Source organism: Marinobacter lutaoensis, from assembly GCF_001981305.1.
Taxonomy (GTDB): Bacteria; Pseudomonadota; Gammaproteobacteria; order Pseudomonadales; family Oleiphilaceae; genus Marinobacter; species Marinobacter lutaoensis.
Window position 1 is genome coordinate 331,748 of sequence record NZ_MSCW01000001.1, and the last position, 26,867, is coordinate 358,614.

The following is a 26,867-nucleotide window of genomic DNA, read 5'->3' on the forward strand; positions in this document are numbered from 1 at the left end:
GTGCTTCAAACGTATGTTTCAAACAGACGTTTGCTAGAGGCGGTGACAACAACATGGCGCAATCTGATACCGTTGACCGGATCCTGGACGCAGCCGAAGAGCTGTTTGCCGAACGCGGCTTTTCCGAAACTTCCCTCCGAATGATTACCAGCAAGGCTAAAGTAAATCTGGCGGCCGTCAATTACCATTTTGGCTCAAAGAACGCGCTGATCCATGCGGTGTTCGCCCGTTTCCTGACGCCATTTTCCGCGACCCTGGAAAAGGCCTTCGATGAACTCGAGGAGCGTTGCGGTGACCAGCCGCCGACTCTGAACCAGACCCTGTGGGCCCTGACGGAAAGCGCCGTACGCATGCCCCAGCGCAACGAAAAGGGGATCTCCATTTTCATGCGTCTGTTGGGGTTGGCCTACACCCAGTCCCAGGGTCACCTGCGCAAGTTCCTGGAGCAGGAATACAGCGAGCCGTTCAGCCGCTTCATGCGGCTGCTTAAGGCGGCTACACCGCAACTGTCCGCTGTGGACCGTTACTGGCGCATCCAGTTCATGCTGGGGGCCACCGCCTTCACCATGTCCAGCTCCGACGCCCTGCGGGACATCCTGCAGAACAAGACCGGGGTGGAAACCTCGGTGCAGGAGATCGCCGCCCGCTTGGTGCCCTTCCTGGCGGCGGGCATGCAGGCCGAGGACACCCTGCTGGTATCGCCGGCGGGCAGCAAGGTCCCGGTTGCCTGAGCCCGCCGCCCTCGGTTAGGCTTCCGGTCTGGATTCACCCGGACACGGAGCCCGGCCATCTTGAGCCTACCGACGTCACCCGCTGTTGATCATCTGCGCATTTCCATCGCCGACCAGACCCTTCTCGTGATGGCGGACGGGGAGCGGGTGCTTGCCCGCTACCCGGTGTCCACGGCACGCAACGGGGTGGGGGAGCGTGACGGCAGCGGCTGCACGCCCAGGGGGCGCCACTATATCCGCGCCATGATCGGCGCCGGCATGCCCGAGGGTGCGGTGTTTCGCGCCCGGCGTCCCACGGGAGAGGTGTTCTCCAGCGTGCTGGCACGCCAATACCCGGAACGAGACTGGATTCTCAGCCGGATTCTGTGGCTGTGTGGCTTGGAGTCGGGGAAAAACCGGGGGCGCGGGGTCGATACTTTCCGCCGCTTCATATACATTCACGGCACGCCGGAGAGCGAGCCCATGGGCGTGCCCAAGTCCCATGGCTGCATTCGCATGCGCAACCGGGATGTGATCGAACTGTTCGAGCGGGTCCGTCCCGGTTTGCCGGTCGTGATTTCTGAGTCATCCATAACGGTCGGGAAAGTCGATGATTGACACACTGCTGGCGACCTTCAACCGGTGGGTCGAGGGGTTCGGCCTGATGTCCCAGGGCTGGCGCGTGGGGGTGATCGTGTTCATCCTGGTGTTCGGTACCGCCACCGTCGCCTATATCGCCAGCCACGTCATCCGGTTGCTGGAAGCCCGTTTCGAGAAGACCCGCAATCTCTGGGACGATGCCTTGCTGCACGCCGCCCGCCGGCCGGTGGTGGCGTTTGTCTGGCTGCAGGGGGTGTACTGGGCCGCGGAGGTGGCGCATCACTATTCCGGCGCGGAGATCTTCAAGGTCAACGAGACGGCGCTGGAGCTCGGTTTCATCTGGGTGCTGGTGTGGGCTCTGCTGCGCCTGATCAAGCAAGCGGAAAAGATCCTGTCGTCGCCGCTGAAGATGCAGAAACCGATGGACTACACCACCGTCAACGCGGTGAGCAAGTTGTCCAAGGCCGTGGTGATCATCACGGCGGTTCTGATCGCCATGCAAAGCCTCGGTTACAGTATTTCGGGCGTGCTCGCCTTCGGCGGCGTCGGCGGCATCGCGGTGGGGTTTGCGGCCAAGGATCTGCTGGCCAACTTCTTCGGCGGCATGATCGTGCACCTGGACCGGCCGTTCAAGGTGGGGGACTGGATCCGCTCCCCGGACCGCACCATCGAGGGTACGGTGGAGCACATCGGTTGGCGGGTCACCACCATCCGGACCTTCGACCAGCGCCCCCTCTATGTGCCCAATGCGGCCTTCACCACCATTGCCGTCGAGAACCCCTCGCGCATGACCAACCGGCGAATCTACGAAACCATCGGCGTGCGATACGCGGACGTGAAGCAGATGCCCGAGATCGTGGCGGATATCCGTGCCATGCTGGAGCATCACGAGGAGATCGACACCCGGCGGACGCTGATCGTGAACTTCGTGGCGTTCAACGCGTCGTCGCTGGACATCATGGTATACACCTTCACCAAGACCACGGACTGGGTACGCTTTCATGAAATCAAACAGGATGTCCTGCTGAAGATCAGCGACATCATCGAACAGCACGGTGCTGAGGTGGCCTTCCCGACGCGGACCCTGCACCTGCCCGACGGCGTCCGCCTGGTGGCCGGGACAGGGCAGACTGCCGATGTCGGCGATCCCGGCGGCAAGGACACCCGACCCGAACATTCCGAGGAAACGTAAGATGGCGGCATCATCCATTCAGCCGGTCGGTATCATTGGCGGTACCGGCCTGACCACCCTGGCCGGACTGCGGATCGAGGGGGAGTCGGCGGTCACCACCGAGTGGGGCGAACCCTCCGCGCCTCTGGTCCGGGGTACCCTGGACCGTCAGCCGGTGATTTTTCTGGCCCGTCACGGCAACCCCCACCGGATTCCGCCGCACCAGGTAAACTATCGGGCCAATCTGATGGCCCTGTACCAGGCCGGGGTGCGAACGGTGGTGGGCGTCAATGCCGTGGGCGGCATTCACCCGGACATGGGGCCGGCCCATGTGGTGATTCCGGACCAGATCATCGATTACACCTGGGGGCGGGCCTGCACCTTCTTTGAGGGGGAACTGGATTCGGTGACCCACATTGATTTCACCTATCCCTACGACCGCGAGGCCCGTGAGCTGCTGATCGAAGCGGCCCGGGCGGAATCGATTGGATTCTCGGGTTTTGGCGTCTACGGCGCGACCCAGGGGCCGCGGCTGGAGACGGCGGCGGAAATTCGCCGGATGGAGCGGGACGGTTGTGATCTGGTGGGCATGACCGGTATGCCGGAGGCCGTGCTCGCGGCTGAACTGGGAATGCGTTATGCCTGCCTGGGACTGGTGGTGAACTGGGCGGCCGGCAAGACCGACCACATCATCACCATGGACGAGATCGAGGCGGCCATCGAGCAGGGGATGTCCGGCGTCAAGCGGGTTCTGGCGCGCTCGGTGGCCTCCCTGGGGGCGCTCAGTCCTCTGCCCCGACCCGCTTGAAGAACACCAGCACGCCGATGGTGGGGGAATCCAGCAGGTGGATTTCCTCGCTCCGCATCCGGCGGGTTTCCCGAATCCAGGTGACCAGTTCCAGCGGCGTACGGGCGGGTGCGGCCTGCTCGCCCGGCAGCATCGGATCCTCGCCGGTGGCCATCGGCGTTTCTTCCGGCCCGGCCACCGGCATGGGTGTGGATACCGGGGCGGCCCGCCAGTGGTTGAGTTCGGCGGAAACATGCAGGTAGCGCTGGCGGCGGATGGTGAGGGTGCCTTCGATTTCCCGCTGTCCGGCGCCGGCGATCCAGTCGCCCAGAGCAACCCTGAGGGGCGGGCCTTCATAGTCCGGAGGGAACGACTGATACCAGCCCGCCGTCATCAGGACCCGGTAGCGTCCGCTCCGTTCCAGACGCTGGGCTGCCGTCTTCAGGTACAGATCCTGTTCCGGAGCCAGGTTCAGCGTGGTGGTGACCTCTCCCTGTTCGGATACCGCCCAGAGGGTATCTCCCGGAGGCGTGGTGGGCGCGATCTCCCGGCCTGCCATCCGTTCATCAAGGGTCTCCGGGTCGACAATGCGTTCGAAAATGACAAATTCCGCCCGGTAGTAGTCATCGGGCACGGCTTGCGCCGACTGGGCCGAGGCGTTCCCCGCCGGGAACACAAGGGCCACCAGGACAAGGGCACAGGTGGCCAGGGCGCGCAGGCTGTGAGCGGTTGGTTGCAACGGAGAGTCTCCCTGGGTCATGTTCCAATCTCAGGCACCGGCGTTCGCAGGTGCCGGCGACAGTTCGTCAAGCATGCGTGAAATGCCGTCGAGTTTACCACTGGCGGAACTGTCCTTCAGCCGGAAACGGAAACTGTTGGCGCCTTCGAGTCGGTACTGATCGGGCGCGGATTGCACTTTTTTAACCAGGATCAGCGGATCCACCGGCGTCGAGCCGCCGAACTCGAAACGGGTCCATTCCTTGCCAGCGTCCACTTTGACGATGCCCAGCGCTTCGGCCTTGAGCCGGAGCTCGGTCTGACGGATCAGATTCCTGGCGGGTTCGGGCAGCAGACCGAAGCGATCGATCATTTCCACCTGAAGTTCTTTTAATGCTTCGGCATCGCTGACGCTGGCGATGCGCTTGTACAGCATCAGGCGGTTGTGCACATCCGGCAGGTAGTCCTCGGGGATCAGCGCGGGGATCCGCAGGTTCATTTCGGTGCCGTGACTCAGGGGCAGGTCGGCGTTGGGGGTGCGGCCCTCACGGATCGCCTTCACCGCCTCGTCCAGCAGCTGCATGTAGAGGGTGAAACCGATACTTTCGATCTGCCCGCTCTGCTCTTCGCCCAGCAGTTCGCCGGCACCGCGGATTTCCAAGTCGTGGGTGGCCAGCATGAAGCCGGCGCCGAGATCCTGGGCTTCCGCGATGGCGTCCAGCCGCTTCCGGGCGTCGGCGCTGAGGCTGCGTGGCGGGGGCGTCAGCAGGTAGGCATAGGCTTGGTGATGGGAACGTCCAACGCGGCCCCGCAGCTGGTGCAGCTGGGCCAGGCCGAACTTGTCCGCCCGCTCAATGATGATGGTGTTGGCGCTGGGGATGTCGATGCCGGTCTCGATGATGGTGGTGCACACCAGCACATTGAAGCGCTTGTGGTAAAAGTCCGACATGATCTGCTCCAGCTGGCGTTCGCGCATCTGGCCATGGGCGACCCCGACGCGCGCCTCCGGAATCAACCGGCGCAGGTCCTCGGCGGCCTTCTCGATGGTGGCCACGTCGTTGTGTAGGTAGTACACCTGGCCGCCGCGCAGGATCTCCCTCAGGATGGCTTCTTTGATCATGGCCTCGTCGCGCTGGCGCACGAAGGTTTTTACCGACAGGCGCCGGGCCGGCGGGGTGGCAATGATGGACAGGTCCCTCAGGTGGCCCATGGCCATGTTCAGGGTGCGTGGAATCGGGGTGGCGGTGAGGGTCAGCATGTCCACCTCCGCCCGCAGGGCCTTCAGTTTTTCTTTCTGCTGCACGCCGAAGCGGTGTTCTTCGTCGATGATGACCAGTCCCAGGTTCTTGAACCGGACGTCGCCCTGCAGCAGCTTGTGGGTTCCGATGACGATGTCGGCCTGGCCGCTTTCAACGGCCTCCAGGGCCTTGCTGGTCTGGCCGGCGGTGCGGAAACGGCTGAGCAGCTCCACCCGCACCGGGGTGTCGGCGAAACGGTCCCGGAAGGATTCATAGTGCTGCTGGGCCAGCAGAGTGGTGGGCACCAGCACGGCCACTTGCTTGCCGGACCAAGTGGCCAGGAAGGCAGCGCGCATGGCCACTTCGGTCTTGCCGAAGCCGACATCGCCGCAGACCAGGCGGTCCATTGGCCGTTCGCTGGTCATGTCCTCGAACACCGCCTGGATGGCCGCCTCCTGATCCGGGGTTTCCTCGAACGGGAAGCCGGCGGCGAAGGCACGGTACGCCTCTTTCGGGTCCTCAAACTGGAAGCCCTTGCGGGCTTCCCGGCGGGCGTAAATGTCCAGCAGCTCCGCCGCGGTGTCGCGGATCTTTTCCAGGGCCTTCTGCTTGGTATTGCTCCAGCGGTCGGTGCCGAGCTTGTGCAGGGGCGCGTTGTCGACGTCCGCGCCGGTGTACCGGGAAATCAGGTGCAGGCTGGACACGGGGACGTACAACTTGGCGCCGCCGGCATACTCCAGTGTCAGAAACTCGTTGGCGTCGCCGTCGACGGTCAGGGTTTCCAGTCCCAGATAGCGGCCCACCCCGTGGTCGATGTGTACCACCGGCGCACCGACGCGCAGCTCCGACAGGTCGCGGTAGCCGGCGTCGTTCACTTCGGTGGGTTTTTCCCGGCGCCGGCGTTGCAGCACCCGTTCGCCGAACAGCGCCGTTTCCGTCACCAGTGCCAGCCGGTGTGTCGGCAGTACCAGCCCTTGTTCCAGGGGCGCGATGGTGATGCCCAGTCGGCAGCTGTCCTGGTGCAGGAATCCGTGCCAGTCCGCGACAGTGGCCGCGGCCAGGCCATACGCCTTCAGATCCTGCAGCAGCGCCTCGCGGCGCCCCGAGGATTCGGCGCCGATCAGGACCCGGCCGCCGAACTCCTGCAGGAAGTTCCGGAGCCGGCCGGCAGGGTCCGCCGCACGTCCGTCCATGGCGACGTTCGGCAGGGGCTGGGTGTCGCAGTTATGGCTGCCGGCGCCGTCCGCCGGCGCGCTGCTTGGGGTGACTCGTGGGTAGGCCTTGAGGTGGCCGAACAGCTCGTCCGGCAGCAGGAACAGCTCGGCCGGCGGCAGGATCGGCCGTAGCCGGTCGTGCCGTCGTTCCTCGTAGCGGCTTCGGGTTTCCGCATCGAACTGTGCCACGGCTTCGTTCAACCCCTCGGCGGTGAACACCAGTGTGTTCCGGGGCAGGTAGTCGAACAGGGTGGCGGTTTCGTCGAAGAACAGCGGCAGGTAATACTCGATGCCCGGCGGCGTGATGGCGTGGCTGACGTCCTGATAGACCGGGGCATCCTTGTCGGCGTTGGGGAAGTGTTCGAACCAGCGGTTGCGGAAACCGGAGCGGGCCTCCTTGTGCCAGGGGAACTCATAGGCCGGCAGCAGCTCAATGCGCTCGATCTGGTCGATGGACCGCTGGGTTTCCGGATCGAAGGTGCGTAGGGTTTCGATTTCGTCGTCGAACAGGTCAATCCGGTAGGGCCGTTCGGCCCCCATCGGGAAGATATCGAGGATTGCGCCCCGGACGGCGTACTCGCCATGCTCGTAGACGTTGTCGGTATGCCGGTAACCGGCCGCCTCCAGCTGCTGGCGCCAAGTGTCGATGTGTAGGGCCTGGCCCACCTCCAGGATCAGGGTGTTGCCCTGGAGGTAACTGACCGGCGGCAGCCGGTGCATTAGGGTCCGTGCCGGCACCACCAGCAAGCCATGGCGGGTCGCCGGCAGCCGGTGCAGGGTACGGATGCGTCGGGAGGTGATGTCCTGGTGCGGTGAGAACAGGTCGTAGGGCAGGGTTTCCCAGTCTGGCAGCGACAGCAATTCCGGGCCGTTGTCGGTACGACCGTCGCTGTCTTGGGGCAGGCCGAGAAAGAACCGAAGCGACTGCTCCAGGCGCATGGCGTCTTCGGTACTGCGGGTGATCACCAGCGTCAGGCCATCGTGGGCCCGGGCGCTTTCGCAGATGGCCAGGGCATCGCTGCTGCCGTGCAGTTGTCCCCAGCGACGGTGGTCGGCCGGGCGCGTGGGGGCGGCCGGGGCGATCAGGGGCGTGGTGGACGATGACGGGCCTGCGCTCATGACGGTTCTTCGGCTCCTGCTGGTTGGCTGTCGGTCGTGGACAAGCGGCGTATTCTAGCGTCCGGGGGTGGCGGTGTCATGGCGGCCGAGCACGGGCCGCTCGCATTTGCCGTGGGCTACGATAAATTGGATAATGTGCGCCCAAAATTTTTACCACCGCTATTCACAGCAGAGGTTGCAACCGTGAGTCACGATCAGATCAATCAGTACCTGTCTAACTGGACGGAGAGGGAGTCCACCGCGGAAGCCATGATTCCGCTGATCGGCCGTCTGTACCGCAAGAACAACGTGGTTACCTCCGTGTATGGGCGCGCCATCATCAACCAGTCGGTGATCGACATCATTCGTGCTCACCGGTTCGTGCGTCAGGTCGAGGACAAGGAGCTGTCCGTCCATGACACTCTGCCGATCCTGGAAGCGATGGACAAGCTCGAGCTGGGCCGCGCCCACATCGACATTGGTAAGCTCGCGGTCAAGTACAAGGCTGAGGGCGGTGATCTGGTCGAGTTCCTCAAGCGCGAGATCGGTCCGGTGGTGGGTCAGTACGCGGCCCAGTCCGAGGCGAATTCGCACCAGCACACCAAGGACGTGGTGCTGTACGGCTTCGGCCGGATCGGTCGACTCCTGGCCCGCATCCTGATCGAGAAGGCCGGCGGCGGTAACAACCTGCGCCTGCGTGCCATCGTGGTGCGCAAGGGGGGCGCGGAGAACGACCTGGAGAAGCGTGCCAGCCTGTTGCGGCGTGATTCCGTGCATGGTCCGTTCGACGGCACCATTACCGTTGACCAGGAAGGTTCCGCACTGATCGCCAACGGCAACTACATCAAGGTGATTTACTCCGACGGTCCGGATCAGGTCGATTACACCCAGTACGGCATCGACAACGCGATCGTGATCGACAACACCGGCAAATGGCGGGATGAGGAAGGGCTGGGTCTGCACCTGAAGTCCAAGGGGGTCAGCCGCGTTATTCTGACTGCGCCGGGCAAGGGCAACATCAAGAACATTGTGTATGGTATCAACAATGACACCATCACCGATGACGACAAGATCCTGTCCGCGGCGTCCTGTACCACCAATGCCATCACGCCGGTGCTGAAGGCCATCAACGACGAGTACGGTATCGAGGACGGTCACGTCGAGACGGTGCACTCCTACACCAACGACCAGAACCTGATCGACAACTACCACAAGGGCAGTCGCCGGGGGCGCAGCGCGCCGCTGAACATGGTGATCACCGAGACCGGCGCCGCCAAGGCGGTGGCCAAGGCGCTGCCGGAGCTGAAAGGCAAGCTGACCGGCAACGCCATCCGAGTGCCGACGCCGAACGTGTCCATGGCGATTCTGAACCTGAACCTGCGCAAGGACGTGACCGCCGATGAGGTGAACGACTACCTGCGGGATATGGCGCTGCACTCCGAGCTGCAAAAGCAGATCGACTTTGTGAACTCGCCGGAGGTGGTGTCTTCCGACTTCGTGGGTTCCCGGCACGCCGGTATCGTGGACGCTCAGGCCACCATTGCCAACGGCAAGCGCCTGGTGCTGTACGTCTGGTACGACAACGAGTTTGGTTACAGTGCGCAGGTGATTCGCTGCGTCAACCAGATGGCGGGCGTGACCTATCCGATTTTCCCGAAACGGGCCCGCGACTGATCGCCGCCCCGGATAGGGCGGGAGGATCCGAAAACCCCCGGTGGCCGTCGCCACCGGGGGTTTTTTATGGTCCCGGCCGTGCGGGATCGCCGGGAAAGGCGTTTCCTTTCTGGTGGAAATAGGTTTCCTTAATCTCTATAATTGGCGCGATTTTGGGTATGTCTGGCACCCCGTTTCTCATCATTTCCTGCGTCGAACGTTGGCTGGCCGCTTGCGCGGAGGCGTTCGTACCATAAGGTGCAACCATTGCGGTGCATTCCGGCTAGGAAACCTGGGCCGCAGGGGCTGGGCGTGACAAATCCACAATAGTTTCTGATGATTGGATGAGGCTAAATGATCAAAATCAAGAAAGGCCTGGATCTTCCCATCAGCGGCGCTCCCGAACAGACCATTACTGACGGCAAACCCGTTCGCCATGTGGCGTTGATCGGCTTTGACTACAACGGCATGAAGCCGACGATGGCTGTGAAAGAGGGGGACCGTGTCAAGCGCGGGTCGCTGCTGTTCACGGACAAGAAGACCGAAGGCGTTCGCTACACATCCCCCGCCGCGGGCGTGGTCAAGGAAATCAATCGAGGAGAGCGCCGTGTGTTCCAGTCCGTCGTCATCGAGATCGATGGTGATGAGGCGGAAACCTACGCTCGCTATGACGAGGCCGACCTGGCCGGGCTGGAGCGCCAGCAGGTGGTCGATAACCTGGTCGAGTCCGGCTTGTGGACGGCGTTCCGGACCCGTCCTTACAGTAAAGTACCGGCGATTGACACCACTCCGCATTCCATTTTCGTGTCGGTCATGGACACCAACCCGCTGGCCGCGGATCCGACCGTCATCATCGCTGAAAATGCCAAGGCCTTCGAGAATGGCCTGACGCTCATCGCCAAACTCACCAACGGCAAGGTGTTCGTCACCGGCAAGCCCGACGCCGGCGTATCCGTGCCCAAGGCGGACAACATCGAGGTCCATCACTTCGACGGCGTGCATCCGGCGGGCAACGTGGGTACCCACATTCACTATCTGGATCCCGTGTCGGCCACCAAGACGGTCTGGTCCATCAACTATCAGGACGTGATCGACATCGGCAAGCTGTTCGTGACCGGCGAAGTGCCGGTGGAACGGATTGTTGCCATCGGCGGTCCCAAGGCACTGAAACCCCGCCTGGTCCGCACCCGTCTTGGCGCCAGCCTGCCGGAGCTGCTGGACGGCGAAGTCGCTACCGACTGCGATGTCCGCATCATTTCCGGATCGGTGTTCGGTGGGCGGCGTGGCGAAGGGCCTTGTGCCTACCTGGGGCGTTTTGCCAATCAGGTGTCGGTGCTGGAAGAGGGCACCAAGCGCGAGTTCATGGGCTGGCTGTCGCCGGGTACCGACAAGTTCTCGGTGCTCAACATTTATCTGTCCCGGCTGATGGGGCGCAAGCAATTCGACTTCACCACCACCACCAACGGCAGTGAGCGGGCCATGGTGCCGGTGGGTGTGTACGAAGACGTCATGCCCCTGGACATCCTGCCGACGCAGCTGCTGCGCGCGCTGATCGTGGGTGACACCGAAATGGCACAGAAGCTGGGCGTTCTGGAGCTGGACGAAGAGGACCTGGCGTTGTGCACCTTCGTGTGCCCCGGCAAATATGAATACGGTCCGATTCTCCGCGAGAACCTGACCCGAATCGAGATCGAGGGCTAATACGATGGCAATCCGACAGTTTCTCGATGGCATCGAGCATCACTTCGAGAAGGGTGGCAAGTACGAGCGCTGGTACGCGCTGTACGAGGCCATCGACACCATTTTCTACACACCTGGCAAGGTAACCTCCACCACGGCCCACGTGCGCGACGGCGTCGACCTCAAACGCATCATGATCACCGTGTGGCTGTGCACCTTCCCGGCGATGTTCTTCGGCATGTGGAACATCGGCTACCAGGCCAACAGCTTCCTGGCCGCGAATCCGGACGCCATGGTGGCGGACGGTGGTCTGCGTCAGGCCTTTATCGAAGCCCTCGCGGTGACCGGTGCCGGCGCCGGCCTCTGGGACAACTTCGTGTATGGCATGGCCTACTTCGTGCCGATCTACTTCGTGACCTTCGTGGTGGGCGGTTTCTGGGAAGTGCTGTTCGCCACGGTTCGCCGGCACGAAGTTAACGAAGGCTTCTTCGTTACCTCGGTGCTGTTCGCGCTGATCTGCCCGCCGACCATCCCGCTTTGGCAGGTGGCTCTGGGCATTACCTTCGGGGTTGTGATCGGCAAGGAAGTGTTCGGTGGTACCGGCAAGAACTTCCTGAACCCAGCCCTGACCGGTCGTGCCTTCCTGTACTTCGCCTATCCGGCGCAGATTTCCGGTGACACGGTATGGACCGCCGTGGATGGCTTCAGTGGCGCCACCGCCCTGAGCTGGGCCGCCTCCGGTGGCGTGCAGGCGCTGCAGGACCAGATTGGCTGGATGAATGCCTTCCTGGGTACCATCCAGGGGTCCATCGGCGAGACCTCCACCCTGGCCATCCTGATCGGTGGCATCATCCTGCTGGTCATGAAGATTGCCTCCTACCGCATTGTCGGCGGTGTCATGATTGGCATGATCGGTATGTCCCTGCTACTCAACCTGGTCGGCTCCGACACCAACCCGATGTTCGAAGTGCCGGCGCACTGGCACCTGGTGATTGGCGGCTTTGCCTTCGGCATGATGTTCATGGCAACGGATCCGGTGTCCGCGTCCATGACCAACACCGGACGCTGGTGCTTCGGTATCCTGGTCGGTGTGATGACGGTACTGATCCGTGTCGTCAACCCCGCCTTCCCGGAAGGCATCATGCTGGCGATTCTGTTCGCCAACCTGTTCGCGCCGCTGATCGACCACTTCGTGGTTCAGGCCAACATCAAACGGAGGCTTGCTCGTGGCTAAAGCAAAAGAAACCGTCTCCAGAACCCTGATCGTCGCGCTGGTGCTGAGCATCGTGTTCTCCGTCGTGGTATCCACGGCGGCGGTCATGCTGAAACCGGCGCAGGTGAAAAACCAGAGCCTGGACATAAAGACCAACATTCTCTCCGCTGCGGGCATGCTGCCGGCGGGGGCCAGCGCCGAGCAGATCGAGGAGCTGTTCTCCAGGTTTGATGTTCGTCTCGTGGACCTTGATACTGGGGAGTACGTCGAGCCGTCGGCGGTGGGTGTCGAGGATCCGATGAAGTTCGACATGTACAAAGCGGCCTCGGATCCGAAGCTGTCCACCAGCATCCCGGCATCCGAGGACGTAGCGGGCATCAAGCGGCGCCCGAACATTGCCAAGGTCTACACCCTGACCGAAAACGGCAAGCTCAAGCGGGTGGTGCTGCCGGTGCACGGTTACGGCCTGTGGTCCACCCTGTACGGCTTCATTTCGCTGGAAGGTGACCTGAACACCATCGAGGGCCTGGGGTTCTATTCCCACGCCGAAACGCCGGGGTTGGGCGGCGAAGTGGACAACCCCCGCTGGAAGCAACAGTGGGTGGGCAAGAAAGTCTACGAGGACGACATGACCAAGCCGCAGATTCGTCTGGTCAAGGGCGGTGTGGATGCCAACGCGCCCGACAAGGAGCACAAGGTGGATGCCCTGTCCGGGGCCACCCTGACCAGCCGCGGTGTCGAGCATCTGATCAACTACTGGCTGGGTGAACGTGGGTACGCGACGTTCCTCCAGAAACTTCGTCAAGGGGAGGTCTGATCATGGCAGACACATCAGCCAAACAGGTTCTCTTTGAACCGATTTTCAACAACAACCCCATCGGCCTGCAGATCCTGGGGATCTGCTCCGCCCTGGCGGTCACCACCAGCCTGAACGTGACCATCGTCATGTGCCTGTCGGTGACCGCGGTTACGGCGTTCTCGAGCTTGGCCGTCTCCCTGGTCCGTACCCAGATTCCCGCCAGCATCCGGATCATCGTGCAGATGACCATCATCGCCTCGCTGGTGATCGTGGTGGACCAGTTGCTCAAGGCCTACGCCTATGAAATTTCCAAGCAGCTGTCGGTGTTCGTTGGTCTGATCATCACCAACTGCATCGTTATGGGCCGGGCCGAAGGCTTCGCCATGAAGAACGGCCCCGTGCTGAGCTTCCTGGACGGCATCGGCAACGGCCTCGGCTATTCCGCCATGCTGCTGTTCGTGGCTTTCTTCCGGGAACTGCTGGGGGCCGGCTCGCTGTTCGGCTTCTCCCTGCTGCCGACCGTCAACGAGGGTGGCTGGTACGTCCCGAACGGTCTGCTGCTGCTGCCGCCGAGTGCGTTCTTCATCATCGGCCTGGCGATCTGGGGGCTGCGTTCCTGGAAGCCGGAGCAGGTGGAGGCTCCCGAGTACAAACTGTCTCGCCATAAAGCCAAGGAGGCCTTCTGATGGAGCACTATATCAGTCTGGCCATCAAGGCCATCTTCGTTGAAAACATGGCGCTCGCATTCTTCTTGGGGATGTGCACCTTCTTGGCCATCTCCAAGAAGATCGAGGCCGCCATTGGCCTGGGTATCGCCGTGGTTGTGGTGCTGACCGTCACGGTTCCGGTCAACAACCTGCTGTACAACGGCATCCTGCGCGAGGGCGCCCTGGCCTGGGCGGGTCTGCCCAATGTCGACCTGAGCTTCCTCGGGCTGCTGACCTACATCGGCGTGATCGCGGCGATCGTTCAGATCATGGAAATGGTTCTGGACAAGTACATCCCGTCGCTCTATGCCGCGCTGGGTGTGTTCCTGCCGCTGATTACGGTGAACTGCGCCATCATGGGGGCTTCCCTGTTCATGGTGGAGCGGGACTACACCTTCGGTGAGAGCATCGTGTACGGCTTTGGCGCCGGTCTGGGCTGGGCCCTGGCGATCGTGGCGCTGGCCGGGATCCGCGAAAAGCTCAAGTACAGCGATGTTCCCGAGGGTCTGCGGGGCCTGGGCATCACCTTCATCACGGTCGGTCTGATGTCGCTGGGCTTCATGTCCTTCTCCGGCATCTCCCTGTAACGCACCCGGTGATTCGGTTCAACGAAAAGGCGAGACCATGAATACAGAAATCATTCTCGGCGTGGTCATGTTCACCGTGATCGTTCTGGCGCTGGTCGCGATCATTCTCGCGGCCCGTTCCAGGCTGGTAAGCACCGGTGATGTGACCATCGAAATCAATGACGACCCCGAGCACACCATCAAGACGGCCGCCGGTGGCAAGCTGCTGGGGACCCTAGCCAACAATGGCATTTTCCTGTCGTCCGCCTGTGGCGGCGGCGGTACCTGCGCGCAGTGCAAGTGCAAGGTGCTGGAAGGCGGCGGTGCCATGCTGCCCACGGAAAAGACCCACTTCACCAACCGCGAGGAGCGGGAGGGCTGGCGCCTGTCCTGCCAGGTGCCGGTGAAGCAGGACATGAAAATCGAGGTTCCCGAGGAGTTCTTCGGCGTCAAGAAGTGGGAGTGCGAGGTCATCTCCAACCACAACGTCGCCACCTTCATCAAGGAACTGGTGCTGAAACTGCCGGAAGGCGAGGAAGTGGACTTCCGTGCCGGCGGCTATGTCCAGCTGGAATGTCCTCCCTATGAAATCGAGTTCAAGGATTTCGACATCGAGGAGAAATTCCGCGAGGACTGGGACAAGCACAACCTGTGGCGCTACAAGGCGGTCAACAAAGAGCCGACCGTGCGCGCCTACTCGATGGCCAACTATCCCGAAGAGCGGGGCCTGCTCAAGTTCAACATCCGGATCGCGACGCCGCCGCCCGGAACCGACTATCCGCCCGGTGTCATGTCGTCCTACGTGTTCAACCTGAAGCCTGGCGACAAGGTGACCGTGATGGGGCCGTTCGGCGAGTTCTTCGCCAAGGACACCGACGCCGAGATGGTCTTCATCGGCGGCGGGGCCGGTATGGCGCCGATGCGGTCTCACATCTTCGACCAGCTCAAGCGCATCAAGACCAAGCGCAAGATCAGCTTCTGGTACGGTGCCCGGAGTGTCCGCGAGATGTTCTACGTGGAGGACTTCAACCAGCTGGCCGAAGAGAACGAGAACTTCGAATGGCACGTGGCGTTGTCCGATCCGCTGCCCACGGATAACTGGGACGGTCCGGTCGGTTTCATCCACAATGTGCTGTATGAAAACTACCTGAAGGACCATCCCGCACCGGAAGACTGCGAGTTCTACATGTGTGGGCCGCCCATCATGAACGCTTCGGTCATCAAGATGCTGAAGGATCTTGGTGTCGAGGACGAAAACATCATGCTGGACGACTTCGGGGGCTGATCGAAACCGATGACATCCCGCATGCCACAACCCGTCAGGGTGGTCCTGGCCAGCGTCTTCGTGACGCTGGCCCTGGCGGCCCTGGCGGGTTGTTCGTTTGAACCTGAAGAAAAAGTCTGGGAGATCTCCGGCGCGGTCTTTGGCACCACGTACCACATCAACGTGGTGCTGGCGGGGGACGAATCACGTCTCGAGCCCCTGGCCGAGGGGATCGAGCAGGCACTGGAAACCGTGGATGCGGCCATGTCCACCTGGCGCGAGGATTCCGAGCTGTCCCGCCTCAATCGGCTCGAGGACCAGTCCCGGTGGGTGAGCGTGTCCGAGCCGCTGTACGAGGTGCTGGCCAAGGCTCAGGAGGTCTCGCGCCTGACCGATGGAGCATTCGACGTGACCATCGGCCCGGTAGTAAACCTCTGGGGCTTCGGGCCGGAGGCCCGGCCCGAGCATGTACCCGACGAGGCGGAACTGGCCACGATGCTGGCGCGCACCGGCTACGAGAAACTGGAGTTGCGGGCGGATCCGCCGGCGGTCCGGGCGAATCCGGCCCAGTACATCGACCTGTCGGCCATCGCCAAGGGCTATGGCGTCGATGTGGTGGCCCGCTATCTCGACGGTGAAGGTGTGGCCGCCTACTTGGTGGAAATCGGTGGTGAGGTCCGGGTACGCGGGCGCAAGCCCAACGGTGACGCCTGGCGTTTGGCCATCGAACAGCCGGTGTCGGAAAGCCGCCAGGTGAACCGGGTGGTTGCGTTGACCGGAAAGGCCATGGCAACCTCCGGGGACTATCGTAACTATTACGAATCGGACGGGCACCGGTATTCCCATACCATTGATCCGGCGACCGGTCGGCCCATCACCCACAATCTGGCGTCGGTCACGGTGATCGCCGACGACTGCATGACGGCGGATGCCCTGGCCACCGGCTTTGATGTGATGGGGTATGAAAAAGCGGCTGCCCTGGCAACCCGGGAGAACATTCCGGCGTATTTCATTGTCAGAACGAAAGACGGGTTTGAGACGCACCAGACACCGGCGTTTTCATCCTATTCGGTTCAATAAAGGAGGGGCATCATGGGAACCTTTCTCCTGGCTCTGTTGATTGTCATCCTGGTGGTCGCTGGCATGGCCATCGGGGTTATGTTCGGGCGCAAGCCGATCAGTGGCACCTGTGGCGGTATCGGTGCCCTGGGCATCAGCGCCAGCTGTGAAATCTGTGGCGGCGATACCCGAAAGTGTAAGGAAGAGAACGAGCGGCGGGAGCACGAGGAGCGCGTCGCCGATGATCTGGCGTACGACGCCACCAAGACCGGTCGCCACTGAGCCAGTGTCGGTCATTGAGCACAAGCGTATTTTCACGACGTAGATAGGGAGTCACTGCGCGCATGGCAGAACATCATTACGACGTCGTCGTTATCGGCGCGGGTCCGGCCGGCGAGGGGGCGGCGATGAATGCGACGAAGCACGGCAAGCGGGTCGCGATCATCGAGGACAAGCCCACGGTGGGCGGCAACTGCACCCACTGGGGCACGATTCCGTCCAAGGCGCTGCGCCATTCCGTAAAACAGATCATCACTTTCAACACCAATCAGATGTTCCGGGACATCGGCGAGCCGCGTTGGTTTTCCTTTCCACGGGTGTTGCAGAACGCCCAGAAGGTGATCGGCAAGCAGGTCAAGCTGCGCACCCAGTTCTACGCCCGCAACCGGGTGGATCTGATCAACGGCCGGGCGGCTTTTCTGGATGCGCATCGCCTGGAAATCCGGGGCAACAAGTCGGTCGAGACCCTGCACTTCAAGCAGGCCATCATTGCCACCGGTTCCCGTCCCTACCTGCCGCCCGACGTCGATTTCCGCCATCACCGCATCTACAATTCCGATACCATCCTGAAACTGTCCCACACCCCCCGAACCCTGATCATTTACGGGGCCGGTGTGATCGGGTGCGAATATGCGTCCATCTTTGCCGGCCTGGGTGTCAAGGTGGACCTGATCAACCCCGGCAGCCGTCTGCTGTCGTTCCTCGACGATGAAATTTCCGATGCCCTGAGCTATCACCTGCGCAACAACGGGGTGCTGGTACGCCACAACGAGCAGTACGAGTCGGTGGTGGGGGATGACCATGGCGTGGTGCTGTCCCTGCAGTCCGGTAAAAAAATCCGAGCCGACGCCTTCCTCTGGTGCAATGGCCGCACCGGGAACACCGACAACCTGGGACTGGAGAACATCGGCCTGGTGCCGAACGGCCGGGGCCAGCTGGCGGTGGACGAACACTACCGGACCGAGGTGGAGCACATCTATGCGGTTGGCGATGTGATCGGCTGGCCGAGCCTCGCCAGCGCCGCCTACGACCAGGGCCGGTCGGCCTCGTCGGACATCGTCAAGGATGAATACTTCCGGTTTGTCTCGGACGTGCCGACCGGGATCTACACCATTCCGGAAATCAGCTCGGTGGGTAAGACCGAGCGTGAGCTGACGGAAGCGAAGGTGCCTTATGAAGTGGGCCAGGCGTTCTTCAAAGACTTGGCCCGGGCCCAGATCACCGGTGAAGCGGTGGGTATGCTGAAGATCCTGTTCCACCGGGAAACCCGCCAGATTCTGGGCATCCACTGTTTTGGCGACCAGGCAGCGGAGATCGTCCATATCGGCCAGGCGATCATGAATCAGGAAGGGGAGGCCAACTCCCTGAATTACTTCATCAACACCACCTTCAATTACCCCACTATGGCCGAGGCCTACCGGGTGGCGGCTCTGAACGGCCTGAACCGGATCTTCTGATCCGGGGGCGTCCGGGGCTCAGGCCCGGGCGCTGTCCGGCTCCAGGCCGCTGGGGTTTTCCCGCCCTTGCATCGGCAGGTTAAGCAGGGCGCGGGCCCGGTTGTCGAAAAACATCCGGCTGCTGGTCGGGTAATCGGTGATGATACTGTCCACACCCATGGCTTCCAGCTGCAGCATGTCGTGGATCCGGTTCACGGTCCAGGTGGAGACGTGCATGTTCCGTCGGTGAGCCGTTTCCACCATCTCCGGACTGACGATTTTCCAGTTGACGCAGAAGTACTCACAGCCGAGACGGATCGCCGTGTTCAGAGGGTTGGGAAACCGGCGCTCGGCCACCAGGCCGATCCGGATGTTGCGGTCGCGGCGCCGGATCTCCTTGAGAAACCAGGGGTCGGCTGAGGTGACGGCCGCCTGGCGGTACAGGTGACGGCGCTGGATGATCTCGGTCAGGCGGTTGCACAGGATGTTGAGGCGCTGGCGGTTGTCCTTCTTGACCTCCAGCTGCAGGTGCTCCAAATCACTGAACAGGTCGAGTAGGGATTCCAGGGTCGGAATGCCCGTCTTGGTGGGCCAGGAACTGGTGTTTCGGCGCGCATCCATGTCCGCCAGCTCCTCGGTGGTGAACTTCCGAACGCCCCCCTTGGAACTGGTGGTCCGGTCCACCGTCAGGTCGTGCACCAGCACCGGCACGCCTTCCTTGGACAGCACCAGATCCAGTTCGAAATGTCGGATGCCATGGCGATAGGCATGAATGAAGCCCGGCAGGGTATTTTCGGGGGCTTCGCCCTTGGCGCCCCGGTGTCCGTAGACGATCATGGGGATTCAGCGTCCTTGATGCGTTGATACAGGGCCTGGCGCTGCTTCCAGGTGTCGTGGCACAGTCGGATGTCTTCCAGGTAGGCCGGCAGTTCGTGCATCAGCAGGGCCTGGGGACCATCGACCAGTGCCTTTTCCGGTTTCGGGTGGAAATCCACCAGCACCATGTTGGCGCCGGCGATCACCCCCTGGGCGGTGGCGTGCATGACGTCCAGTATGCCATCGGGAGCCTGGTCGCGGCTGCCCACGGAGTGGGACGGATCAATGCACACCGGCATCCGGGTGAGGCGTTTGACGGTAGGGACATGAGCGAAATCCACCATGTTCCGGTGCGGCTGGCCGGCCTCGGTTTTCATGCCCCGCAGGCAGAACACAACATGGGCATTGCCCTCGCTGGCCAGGTATTCGGCGGCGTTCAGGGACTCGTTGAGGGTGATCCCGAAGCCCCGCTTGAGCAGTACCGGATAGGTATTCTGCCGGCCGATCGCCTTCAACAGCTCGAAGTTTTGGGTGTTGCGGGTGCCCACCTGCAGCATGACCCCGGTGGGGCGGCCCAGTTTTTCCAGGCAGGTGTCGATTTCCTCAATGTGGCTTTCATGGGTGATCTCCATGGCGATCACCTTGATGCCATGCTTGCCGGCCTTCTCGAACACCCAGGGCAGGCAGCCCTTGCCATGGCCCTGGAAGGAGTAGGGGTTGGTGCGGGGCTTGTAGGCGCCCATGCGGGTGCAGACCTGGCCGTTGTCTTCCAGGGCCTGCATGAGGATTTCCACGTGCTCGGGGACATCCACCGCGCACAGGCCGGCAAAGACGTTGAGATTGTCCTGGCTGAATTCGACCCCGTTGTAGGTGAAACCGCTCAGGCGGCGGTCGTCCCTGTGCCGGCCCAGGATCCGGTAGTCGTCGGAGATGCGGATGGCCCGCTCCACCGCCGGCAGGGCTTCGATTTCCTCCTTGTCCAGCGATTTGGTGTCCCCCAGCAGATAGATTTCCGTGAGCCGCTGACGGGCCCCCTGAACCTCGTGCACCCGAACCGAAACCCCCGGCAGGTTTTCCAGATACTCCAGGGTCTGACGGTAGGCGTCGCTGTCCAGCGCGGTGTTGGGGTGAAGAATGGCTAGCATGATGTCTCCTTGGGGCTGCCTATCCGCTCTGGGCCTCGGCCCGGTGCCGTGCCTGCATGTATTCGCGGTGATTAAGATGCAGCAGGTCCGCGATGCGGCGAATAAGGTGTTCTTCGTACTTGTCGATGCGGCCGTCCGCGAAGGCGACCCGCCAGATGTTTTCCAGCAGTGTCTGCTTTGCGGCCTGGTCCAGGTGGTCGTTGATCTGTCCGGTGAACTGGTACAGAGAGGTGGCGTCGCTGGCATGGGCGAGGGCGTCGCTCAGGATCTCCTCGGCCTCCTCCGGGCCGATTCCGTGGGTCCGGGCCGCGCACTCGACGATGGTGGCAAGTTCGGCCTCGTCTTCGTCGTTGTCCACCCTGGACAGCTGCACCATCAGGGCGGTGGCGGCCACCGCGAGCTGGTGTGCATCGGGTTGAGTCGGCGACTCGCCGTCGCCGGCGAACCACTTTTTCAGGCGTTCGATCATGGCGTGGTGTTGCTCCCGTCGATTCGTGTGGGGGTCAGCCGCCGACCCGGGCCAGTTCCCGGACCTGATGTTCGAGGGTTACCTGGTCCGCGGCAAAGCGGCGAATGCCCTCCGCCAGCTTCTCGGTTGCCATGGCGTCTTCGTTCAACGCCCAGCGGAACGCGCGTTCATCGAGTCCGGCCAGAGTGTCCTCGGTGCGGGCGGCATCCGGGGACAGGCGCCGGGGCAGCTCGCCGTGGTCGTCCCGAAGCGCCTGCAGCAGGGCGGGGCTGATGGTGAGTTTATCGCAGCCGGCCAGCATTTCGATTTCACCGGTGTTGCGGAAACTGGCGCCCATCACCACGGTATCGAACCCCCGGGCCTTGTAGTAGTTGTAGATACGGGTGACCGACACCACGCCAGGGTCTTCCTCGGCGGGGATACTGGTGCGGCCGCTGTTGGCCAAGTGCCAGTCCAGAATTCGGCCGACGAAGGGCGAGATCAGGAAGGCGCCGGCCTCGGCACAGGCGACGGCCTGGATGAACGAGAACAGCAGGGTCAGGTTGCAGCGAATGCCTTCCTTTTCCAGTTGCTCGGCGGCACGGATACCTTCCCAGGTCGCGGCCACCTTGATCAGGACCCGGCCGGTATCAACGCCGAGGCGGTCATAGAACCCGACCAGTCGACGGGCCCGGTCGATTGTGGCCCGGGTATCGAATGACAGGCGGGCATCCACTTCGGTGGAGACCAGTCCGGGCACCAGTCCCAGGATTTCCCGGCCGGCCAGTACCGCCAGCAGGTCCGTAGCGATGGCCAACTGCTCGGCATCGGAGCCGCCCATGCGACGGGCTTCCGTTACGGCCTGGTCCAGCATCGGTCGGTAGGCTTCCGAGGCGGCCGCTTTCAGCAGCAGGGAGGGGTTGGTGGTGGCGTCCTCAGGCCGCCACTGGGCAATGGCATCCAGATCGCCGGTGTCGGCGACCACGGTGGTCATGGTCTTGAGTTGTTCCAGTTTGTTGCTCATGCGTCCTGTCTTCCCCTTGCGCGTCTGAATCGGTCGGGCAGGCCCATCTCCCGGGCGGTCGTGCATTCCCTACAATAGCGGGCCGGTCTGACAGGAACAAGACAGCCGTGGGGCCGGTGTCAGGCCGAGATCGGCGCCCTGGTGCCATCCGTGTGGACCTTGGCCAGGGCGGTTTCCAGGGTGGCCAGGCCGGCGCCGGGGCGGTGTGCGTGCTCGCTCAGGTGCCGGCGGAACTGGCGGCCGCCGGGCACTCCGTGGAATAGGCCCAGCAGGTGTCGGGTCATGTGGTTCAGGGGAACGCCCCGGGCAAGCTCCGCCTCAATGAAGGGAAACATGGCCCGAAGGGCGTCCTGGCGGCTGGCCATCGGTGCCGGATCGTCAAACAGCTCCGGATCAACGCTGGCCAGCAACCAAGGGTTCTGGTATGCCTCGCGTCCGACCATGACACCGTCGGTGTGATGCAGGTGCTCGTGGCACTCGGCAAGGCTCCGGATGCCGCCGTTGATGACGATTTCCAGGTGGGGGTAGCGTGCCTTCAGACGATATACCCAGTCGTACTTGAGCGGCGGAATCTCCCGGTTCTCCTTGGGACTCAGACCTTCCAGAATGGCGATGCGGGCATGTACGATGAAGGTCCGGCAACCCGCGGCGGCGACCGTTTCCATGAATTCACACAAGGCGTCCCAAGAGTCCCGGCCGTTGATGCCGATGCGGTGCTTGACGGTGACCGGCAGATCGGTGGACTCGCGCATGGCCGCAACGCATTCCGCTACCCGGCCCGGGTGCGCCATCAGGCAGGCACCGATCAGGTTATTCTGGACCCGGTCGCTGGGGCAGCCCACGTTCAGGTTGACCTCATCATAGCCGTGCTGCTCGGCAAGACGGGCACAGTAGGCCAGTTCTTTCGGATCGCTGCCGCCCAGCTGCAGTGCCAGCGGATGTTCGGATGGGTGATAGCGGAGGAAGCGACCGGCATCGCCGTGAATCAGTGCGCCGGTGGTGACCATTTCCGTATACAGCAGTGCCCGCCGGCTCAGGATCCGGGCGAGGTAGCGGAAGTGGGGCGTGGTCCAGTCCATCATCGGGGCCACGCAGAAGCGGCGGGAGGGCTCCGAGCCAGGTTTTACGCCGCTTCTCGCGGAATTTCCTGTCTTTTCTGCGTCACGGTTGTCGATCATTTATTGCCCGTTTTACCCATTTTTACTATTGGTGCTACAAAAATCCTACAGGAAAGGGCGTGTAGCACCGTGGCCTCAATCATTGCCCGTACCCGTGCAGACCTACGCATCAAACTGAAGGGGAGAATAGTCTATCAGGAAAGCCGAACCTATGACCGTAAGGCTTTGGCGAAAGGTTGGGCAGTCCGTTGCGCGTTGGAGCTCCAGGAACGCGGTGTAGTGGTTCAATGATCCCGGAACAACCTCGATGGCCTTGTATGGATAATTTCTTCCGTGTTTGGGTAAATTGAGGCCCACCCCCAGTGGCCGCTGGGGGCCTTCATGCAGCAGCTCGATTGAGCGACGGCTCTTCTTTCGAGAGACCGATAACAAGTGCGTAGCGCTGCATGACTCTCAAGCGATAACTCGAACAGTCATCGGGGCCTCGAGCCCGTATAGCAAGGCAGAGTCAGCTTATTATGAAAAACTCGGAAATCCAAATCCCAGTCAATGTCGGTGTCGATGTCGGTAAAGCCAATCTGGACATCGCCCTTCACCCCTCCGGTCAGTTCTATACCATTCCAAATACCAAAGCTCACATTCGGCGCCTCGTCCAAATCCTCAAAAACTACGAGATCGAGCGCATCGTTGTTGAAGCATCCGGTCGGTATGAACACGCTCTGGTTCAAGCCTGCCACCAAGTCGGTCTGCCAATCATTGTCGTCAATCCCATCAGCGTTCGACGTTACGCTCAGGCCATTGGCGTGCTCGCCAAAACCGACCGAATTGATGCCCAGGTCATCGCGCAGTATGCCGCCACACTGAATCATGACCAGCGTGCCTGGTGTCGGAAAGGTCCTTGCCTACACCTTCCTGAGTGAACTTCCGGAACTCGGTTCGTCGAACCGCAAGGAGATCGCTGCACTCGTTGGCGTAGCCCCGATCAACCGGGACAGCGGCAAGCTCAATGGCAAACGAAGAATACGAGGTGGCCGCCACAGAGTCCGCACCGTGATGTTCATGGCTATGCTCTCATCCATTCAGTGCAACCCGGTGTTCAAACGCTTTTATGAACACCTGAAATCTCAGGGAAAGATCCCCAAAGTCGCCCTCATCGCCTGCATGAGAAAGATGATTGTGGTGCTCAATACCATGATCAAAAACCAAGAGCCATGGCGGGAGAAAGTGGCCTAATTTATGGAATTGACACCACAGTCACTTGTTAGAGCATGATGCGCTCGGGCAGCAAGTCAAAAACCTGATCACCAGCCGCCCATCGAGCCTCAATACTAGGATCTTCCAGAGCCTTAAGTACCCCTTGCGAGAGCTCAACGGGATGCATGACGACACCTTTTTTCTTGTAAGTCTGGATGACTTCATTTGCCAAAACGTTTTCCGCGTTGCGAAGCTCTGCATCCTGAATCGCTGCTTTATTCTTTACGCAAGCAGACACGCTGCCAGAAAAGTACGCTCTGCATTTATGAGGTCGGACCGAATAGATTTCACATCCCCCAGCATCAGATAAAAAGGGGCAAGGATTCTCGTAATTTTTAAATTCTCTGCCAGCGGCGTAGCTCGCAGCTTCTTTCAAACTTTGGACGAATTTACTTCGTGTCTCTGACTCCAGACCTTGCAGATGTTTAGCAATGCGAAATACCTCCGGGGGAAGTGCCTCGACCCGCAATGAACAGCAATGGCTACAGCCCTTTTTACACTCAAACATTGGGGGATTTGGATCGCTCAGCCTAGCAGTAGCGAGCTCATCGGTAGCCTTATGGAACTTCGCTATGTTGTGCGCCAGAGCTTGTGGGGCCGGTGATCGCCGCAAGCTGCCACCGATGATCTTTTTATGCTTCTCAATAATTTTTCGCGAGTCCATCTGCCGACTTCAACTCCTTGGAAAAATGTGCTCTAACGCGAAAGGTAACGGGCCGCTTTGGAGCAGAGCCAAGGGCGGCGCGTAAAAGCGGTCCCGTTGACCGCCTGGTTATGCTTTAAGCCTCGTACAGGCTTCGATTTCGAGCTTTTGAAGATGCGGACAGCCATTCGCCTCCTCCACTGAAGCCAATTTGGGGCAGTTGTACAGATCAAGAACCTCCAGGTTCTTGAGGCTCTCGATCCCGGACAAACTCTCTATCTTTCTTGAAGTCAGATACAGACTTCGCAGCAACGAAAGGCCCGCACATGGGGTTAGGTCTATGTGTGGGTAATTTTGGATGTTTAGCTTTTCAAGCGTAGCTACTTCCAACAGCGATTGGAGCCCCTTTGTCCAAGTAACCATCGCCACCCGCAACCTACTGAAGCCAGAAAAATCTATCTTCCGGGTCGAACGAAACTGAAGTCCCAAAACTTCCAGGTGCGGCAAATCGCCAACAGCCTGAACTCCCTTTGCATCCCAACAGTAGATCTCAAGACTCTTCAGGAACCAGAGTGAACTAAGGAATGAGAGGTCTTCACCTTTAAACCCATAGTAATCGCTAAGGCGCAGAGCGCATATTCCATGCTGCTGCATGTAGGATGCCACTGACGGATCCCAATCTCCTTTTAAGATAAGAACCTCACCGATCCCATGTTCATCTTGGCGGATCTCAAATTCAGTCACGCGCTAGACCTTCATGCATAACGCTGCGAGCAGCGGCGCGTATTTTGCGTCCGCTGCCTTGCCTGGTTAAGTGGCGACACACCAACACAACTACTGGCACGGTGTGAGCCTGCGAACCAGACTGAATTTATGGCACCCGCAAGAACGCAGACTTTGCAGCTACCCCCAACTTGGATTGTGGCCGCCCGCAACGAACGGGAAAGCCCAGCCACAACCACCTTACCCAACAATGGCACCACGAACGAAGCTGCCGGATATGTGGCCCGGCACGGAACCTGATGCTGAAGCGCCAACTACTGGCACTGATTTATGAACTGCCTCTGTGCTTCGATAAATAGAAAAAGCAGAGCCATTTAACGCCAATATTAAGCGGCCGACTTGGCGGAGCACCGCGTAGACAAGGCGGTCCGGTGGAGGCCCGCTAGGGCCGGAACGTACTTGAATGACTGGTTATGTGGATTGCACCGAGTTAGCCAAAAAAGCACGCACTTTCGTCTTTACCAACCAACTCCAAAAATTTCTCGACCGAGTCAACCTCCGGCTGTGGCGGGTATGCATGCCACTTTAAATCACGACGCTGCCAATATACTTTCCAAACTTTTTGAGTTTTGACATACGTAGCTTTTGCGGCGGGCAGCTCCATTTTCTCTTCAGGCGAACGCCACTTTGGCCTGATTTCATATATCTCAAGACTTTGCCCCGATATCCGAAAGGCAAGATCTAGCTCATTTCTGATGTGAGCAGGAGGACGATGCTTCTCCATAAAAGCTTTCGCCGCCTTTTCCACTCGTTTGCGTTCTAGATCATTGAACGCCATCTACATCTTCTCCTTTACCCACATAACGCCCGCAGCATGCGCGGCTTTGGAGTGGAGGCGAAGCCGCAGTGGAAAAAACGTCGCTGTGCCTGCGATTGTTATGCCTTGACCCCAAAGCCTAGCCCCTTCATCAACCATTTCGTCGTACGATTGTCCAATGAATCAGCTCTACCCTTGAAGCCCTTCATGTTCCCGAAGGGTTTAAATCCTGCGATGCCACTGACTTCATTATTCAGTAGTTCCGCGTATTCCAAGACATCAGCAATAGCCTCGCGAATCTCGTTATCAGGAACCGACTTACCGTGAATGACTCGATCCCTAGTTTTCTCTGCTTCCTCCATTTTTTCAATTGTTTCCTTACTGAGCGGAGAACCAAAAACGTTTTTGAATATATCCTTGAACCCATCACGGGTTAAGTGCTGGTAGTTCATGACACGAGAAACAAACTCCCGTTTTCCGCGGTGAATCTTGACCACACCGCCATACAGAGTTCTGTTTTGAGCCTGCTCACATCTGAGGAAAACGTATGCGAGCGGTATGTCATAGGGAAACTCATTACCAACCAAATTGGGGAGGTGCGAGAAGTAATCCTTCACTTCCTGAGCTCGCTCCTCATAGAACTTATTCAATGCGATGTATGTGGGAATTCTAGCCATGAACTTCCTTA

General features: G+C 60.8%; 25 protein-coding genes and 1 pseudogene. 15 read left to right on the forward strand and 11 right to left on the reverse strand.

Translation table 11 applies throughout. The features are described from left to right. The first annotated feature begins 53 nt into the window (after positions 1-53). The 4 genes from BTO32_RS01530 to BTO32_RS01545 are packed head-to-tail and all read left to right on the forward strand — an operon-like array spanning position 54 to position 3,289. Positions 54-731, forward strand: a complete 678-nt coding sequence (locus BTO32_RS01530) for a TetR/AcrR family transcriptional regulator (protein ID WP_076722676.1) — start codon at positions 54-56, stop codon at positions 729-731. Positions 732-791: 60 nt separating this feature from the next. Next, the gene (locus tag BTO32_RS01535) at positions 792-1,328 is read left to right on the forward strand and encodes a L,D-transpeptidase (RefSeq protein WP_076722677.1); all 537 of its coding nucleotides are present in this window, start codon (positions 792-794) and stop codon (positions 1,326-1,328) included. Then, positions 1,321-2,502, forward strand: a complete 1,182-nt coding sequence (locus BTO32_RS01540; protein ID WP_084206739.1) for a mechanosensitive ion channel family protein — start codon at positions 1,321-1,323, stop codon at positions 2,500-2,502. The genes BTO32_RS01535 and BTO32_RS01540 overlap by 8 nt, the downstream gene beginning before the upstream one ends. Position 2,503: 1 nt before the next feature. Next, positions 2,504-3,289 (forward strand): S-methyl-5'-thioinosine phosphorylase, encoded by a 786-nt coding sequence (locus BTO32_RS01545; protein WP_076722678.1) that lies wholly within the window; start codon positions 2,504-2,506, stop codon positions 3,287-3,289. On the opposite strand, the gene BTO32_RS01550 is transcribed toward BTO32_RS01545, so the two are convergent. Together BTO32_RS01550 and mfd are read right to left on the reverse strand one after the other, a co-directional pair. Beyond that, on the reverse strand, positions 3,264-4,007 hold the full coding sequence (locus tag BTO32_RS01550) for a CsiV family protein (protein WP_245820232.1): 744 nt from the start codon (positions 4,005-4,007) through the stop codon (positions 3,264-3,266). The two genes, BTO32_RS01545 and BTO32_RS01550, sit on opposite strands and share 26 nt — an antisense overlap. A 30-nt stretch (positions 4,008-4,037) precedes the next feature. After that, positions 4,038-7,556, reverse strand: a complete 3,519-nt coding sequence (gene mfd, locus BTO32_RS01555; RefSeq protein ID WP_076722680.1) for a transcription-repair coupling factor — start codon at positions 7,554-7,556, stop codon at positions 4,038-4,040. A 183-nt stretch (positions 7,557-7,739) separates the two neighbouring features. Here mfd and BTO32_RS01560 point away from each other — a divergent pair, with 183 nt between their 5' ends. From BTO32_RS01560 to sthA, 10 genes are all read left to right on the forward strand, one after another. Further along, complete coding sequence (locus BTO32_RS01560) at positions 7,740-9,209, forward strand: glyceraldehyde-3-phosphate dehydrogenase (RefSeq protein ID WP_076722681.1); 1,470 nt, start codon at positions 7,740-7,742, stop codon at positions 9,207-9,209. 333 nt (positions 9,210-9,542) lie between these two features. Then, positions 9,543-10,889, forward strand: coding sequence for a Na(+)-translocating NADH-quinone reductase subunit A (locus BTO32_RS01565; protein ID WP_076722682.1), 1,347 nt, complete (start codon positions 9,543-9,545; stop codon positions 10,887-10,889). Between the two features lie 4 nt (positions 10,890-10,893). Beyond that, positions 10,894-12,102: an NADH:ubiquinone reductase (Na(+)-transporting) subunit B gene (locus tag BTO32_RS01570; RefSeq protein WP_076722683.1), complete on the forward strand. Its 1,209-nt coding sequence runs from the start codon at positions 10,894-10,896 to the stop codon at positions 12,100-12,102. Next, a complete protein-coding gene (locus BTO32_RS01575; protein WP_076722684.1) occupies positions 12,095-12,898 on the forward strand; it encodes a Na(+)-translocating NADH-quinone reductase subunit C in 804 nt (267 codons plus the stop codon). Before BTO32_RS01570 ends, BTO32_RS01575 begins: the two co-directional genes overlap by 8 nt. A 2-nt stretch (positions 12,899-12,900) precedes the next feature. Next, positions 12,901-13,566 (forward strand): NADH:ubiquinone reductase (Na(+)-transporting) subunit D, encoded by a 666-nt coding sequence (locus BTO32_RS01580; RefSeq protein WP_076722685.1) that lies wholly within the window; start codon positions 12,901-12,903, stop codon positions 13,564-13,566. Continuing rightward, entirely contained in the window at positions 13,566-14,174 is a 609-nt protein-coding gene (gene nqrE, locus BTO32_RS01585; RefSeq protein ID WP_076722686.1) for an NADH:ubiquinone reductase (Na(+)-transporting) subunit E, read from the forward strand. Before BTO32_RS01580 ends, nqrE begins: the two co-directional genes overlap by 1 nt. A 37-nt stretch (positions 14,175-14,211) precedes the next feature. Further along, positions 14,212-15,438, forward strand: a complete 1,227-nt coding sequence (nqrF, locus tag BTO32_RS01590; RefSeq protein ID WP_076722687.1) for an NADH:ubiquinone reductase (Na(+)-transporting) subunit F — start codon at positions 14,212-14,214, stop codon at positions 15,436-15,438. Positions 15,439-15,447: 9 nt separating this feature from the next. Then, complete coding sequence (locus tag BTO32_RS01595; protein WP_076722688.1) at positions 15,448-16,497, forward strand: FAD:protein FMN transferase; 1,050 nt, start codon at positions 15,448-15,450, stop codon at positions 16,495-16,497. Between the two features lie 12 nt (positions 16,498-16,509). Beyond that, the gene (gene nqrM / locus BTO32_RS01600) at positions 16,510-16,758 is read left to right on the forward strand and encodes a (Na+)-NQR maturation NqrM (protein ID WP_076722689.1); all 249 of its coding nucleotides are present in this window, start codon (positions 16,510-16,512) and stop codon (positions 16,756-16,758) included. Positions 16,759-16,820: 62 nt separating this feature from the next. Next, complete coding sequence (sthA, locus tag BTO32_RS01605; protein WP_076722690.1) at positions 16,821-18,212, forward strand: Si-specific NAD(P)(+) transhydrogenase; 1,392 nt, start codon at positions 16,821-16,823, stop codon at positions 18,210-18,212. Between the two features lie 18 nt (positions 18,213-18,230). Here sthA and BTO32_RS01610 read toward each other — a convergent pair whose 3' ends face one another. The 5 genes from BTO32_RS01610 to dusA form a co-directional block, all read right to left on the reverse strand. Further along, positions 18,231-19,028 (reverse strand): glycerophosphodiester phosphodiesterase, encoded by a 798-nt coding sequence (locus tag BTO32_RS01610; protein ID WP_076722691.1) that lies wholly within the window; start codon positions 19,026-19,028, stop codon positions 18,231-18,233. Then, positions 19,025-20,152 carry a 3-deoxy-7-phosphoheptulonate synthase gene (locus BTO32_RS01615; protein ID WP_076722692.1) on the reverse strand — a complete coding sequence of 376 codons (1,128 nt, stop codon included), beginning with the start codon at positions 20,150-20,152 and terminating at the stop codon, positions 19,025-19,027. Before BTO32_RS01615 ends, BTO32_RS01610 begins: the two co-directional genes overlap by 4 nt. Before the next feature lie 19 nt (positions 20,153-20,171). Continuing rightward, on the reverse strand, positions 20,172-20,621 hold the full coding sequence (locus BTO32_RS01620; protein WP_076722693.1) for a tellurite resistance TerB family protein: 450 nt from the start codon (positions 20,619-20,621) through the stop codon (positions 20,172-20,174). Positions 20,622-20,655: 34 nt separating this feature from the next. Beyond that, on the reverse strand, positions 20,656-21,624 hold the full coding sequence (tal, locus tag BTO32_RS01625) for a transaldolase (RefSeq protein WP_076722694.1): 969 nt from the start codon (positions 21,622-21,624) through the stop codon (positions 20,656-20,658). A gap of 119 nt (positions 21,625-21,743) precedes the next feature. Beyond that, entirely contained in the window at positions 21,744-22,802 is a 1,059-nt protein-coding gene (dusA, locus tag BTO32_RS01630; RefSeq protein WP_076722695.1) for a tRNA dihydrouridine(20/20a) synthase DusA, read from the reverse strand. Between the two features lie 458 nt (positions 22,803-23,260). On the opposite strand from dusA, the pseudogene BTO32_RS01635 reads away from it, so the two are divergent. Then, positions 23,261-23,975 (forward strand): annotated as a pseudogene (locus tag BTO32_RS01635) (IS110 family transposase). Between the two features lie 28 nt (positions 23,976-24,003). On the opposite strand, the gene BTO32_RS01640 reads toward BTO32_RS01635, so the two are convergent. The 4 genes from BTO32_RS01640 to BTO32_RS01655 form a co-directional block, all read right to left on the reverse strand. Further along, complete coding sequence (locus BTO32_RS01640; protein ID WP_029655006.1) at positions 24,004-24,660, reverse strand: YkgJ family cysteine cluster protein; 657 nt, start codon at positions 24,658-24,660, stop codon at positions 24,004-24,006. Positions 24,661-24,768: 108 nt separating this feature from the next. Next, a complete protein-coding gene (locus BTO32_RS01645) occupies positions 24,769-25,383 on the reverse strand; it encodes a leucine-rich repeat domain-containing protein (protein ID WP_139338998.1) in 615 nt (204 codons plus the stop codon). A gap of 469 nt (positions 25,384-25,852) precedes the next feature. Next, positions 25,853-26,200, reverse strand: a complete 348-nt coding sequence (locus BTO32_RS01650; RefSeq protein ID WP_076722697.1) for a DUF3024 domain-containing protein — start codon at positions 26,198-26,200, stop codon at positions 25,853-25,855. A 98-nt stretch (positions 26,201-26,298) separates the two neighbouring features. Further along, on the reverse strand, positions 26,299-26,856 hold the full coding sequence (locus BTO32_RS01655) for a hypothetical protein (RefSeq protein ID WP_076722698.1): 558 nt from the start codon (positions 26,854-26,856) through the stop codon (positions 26,299-26,301). Positions 26,857-26,867: the final 11 nt, after the last annotated feature.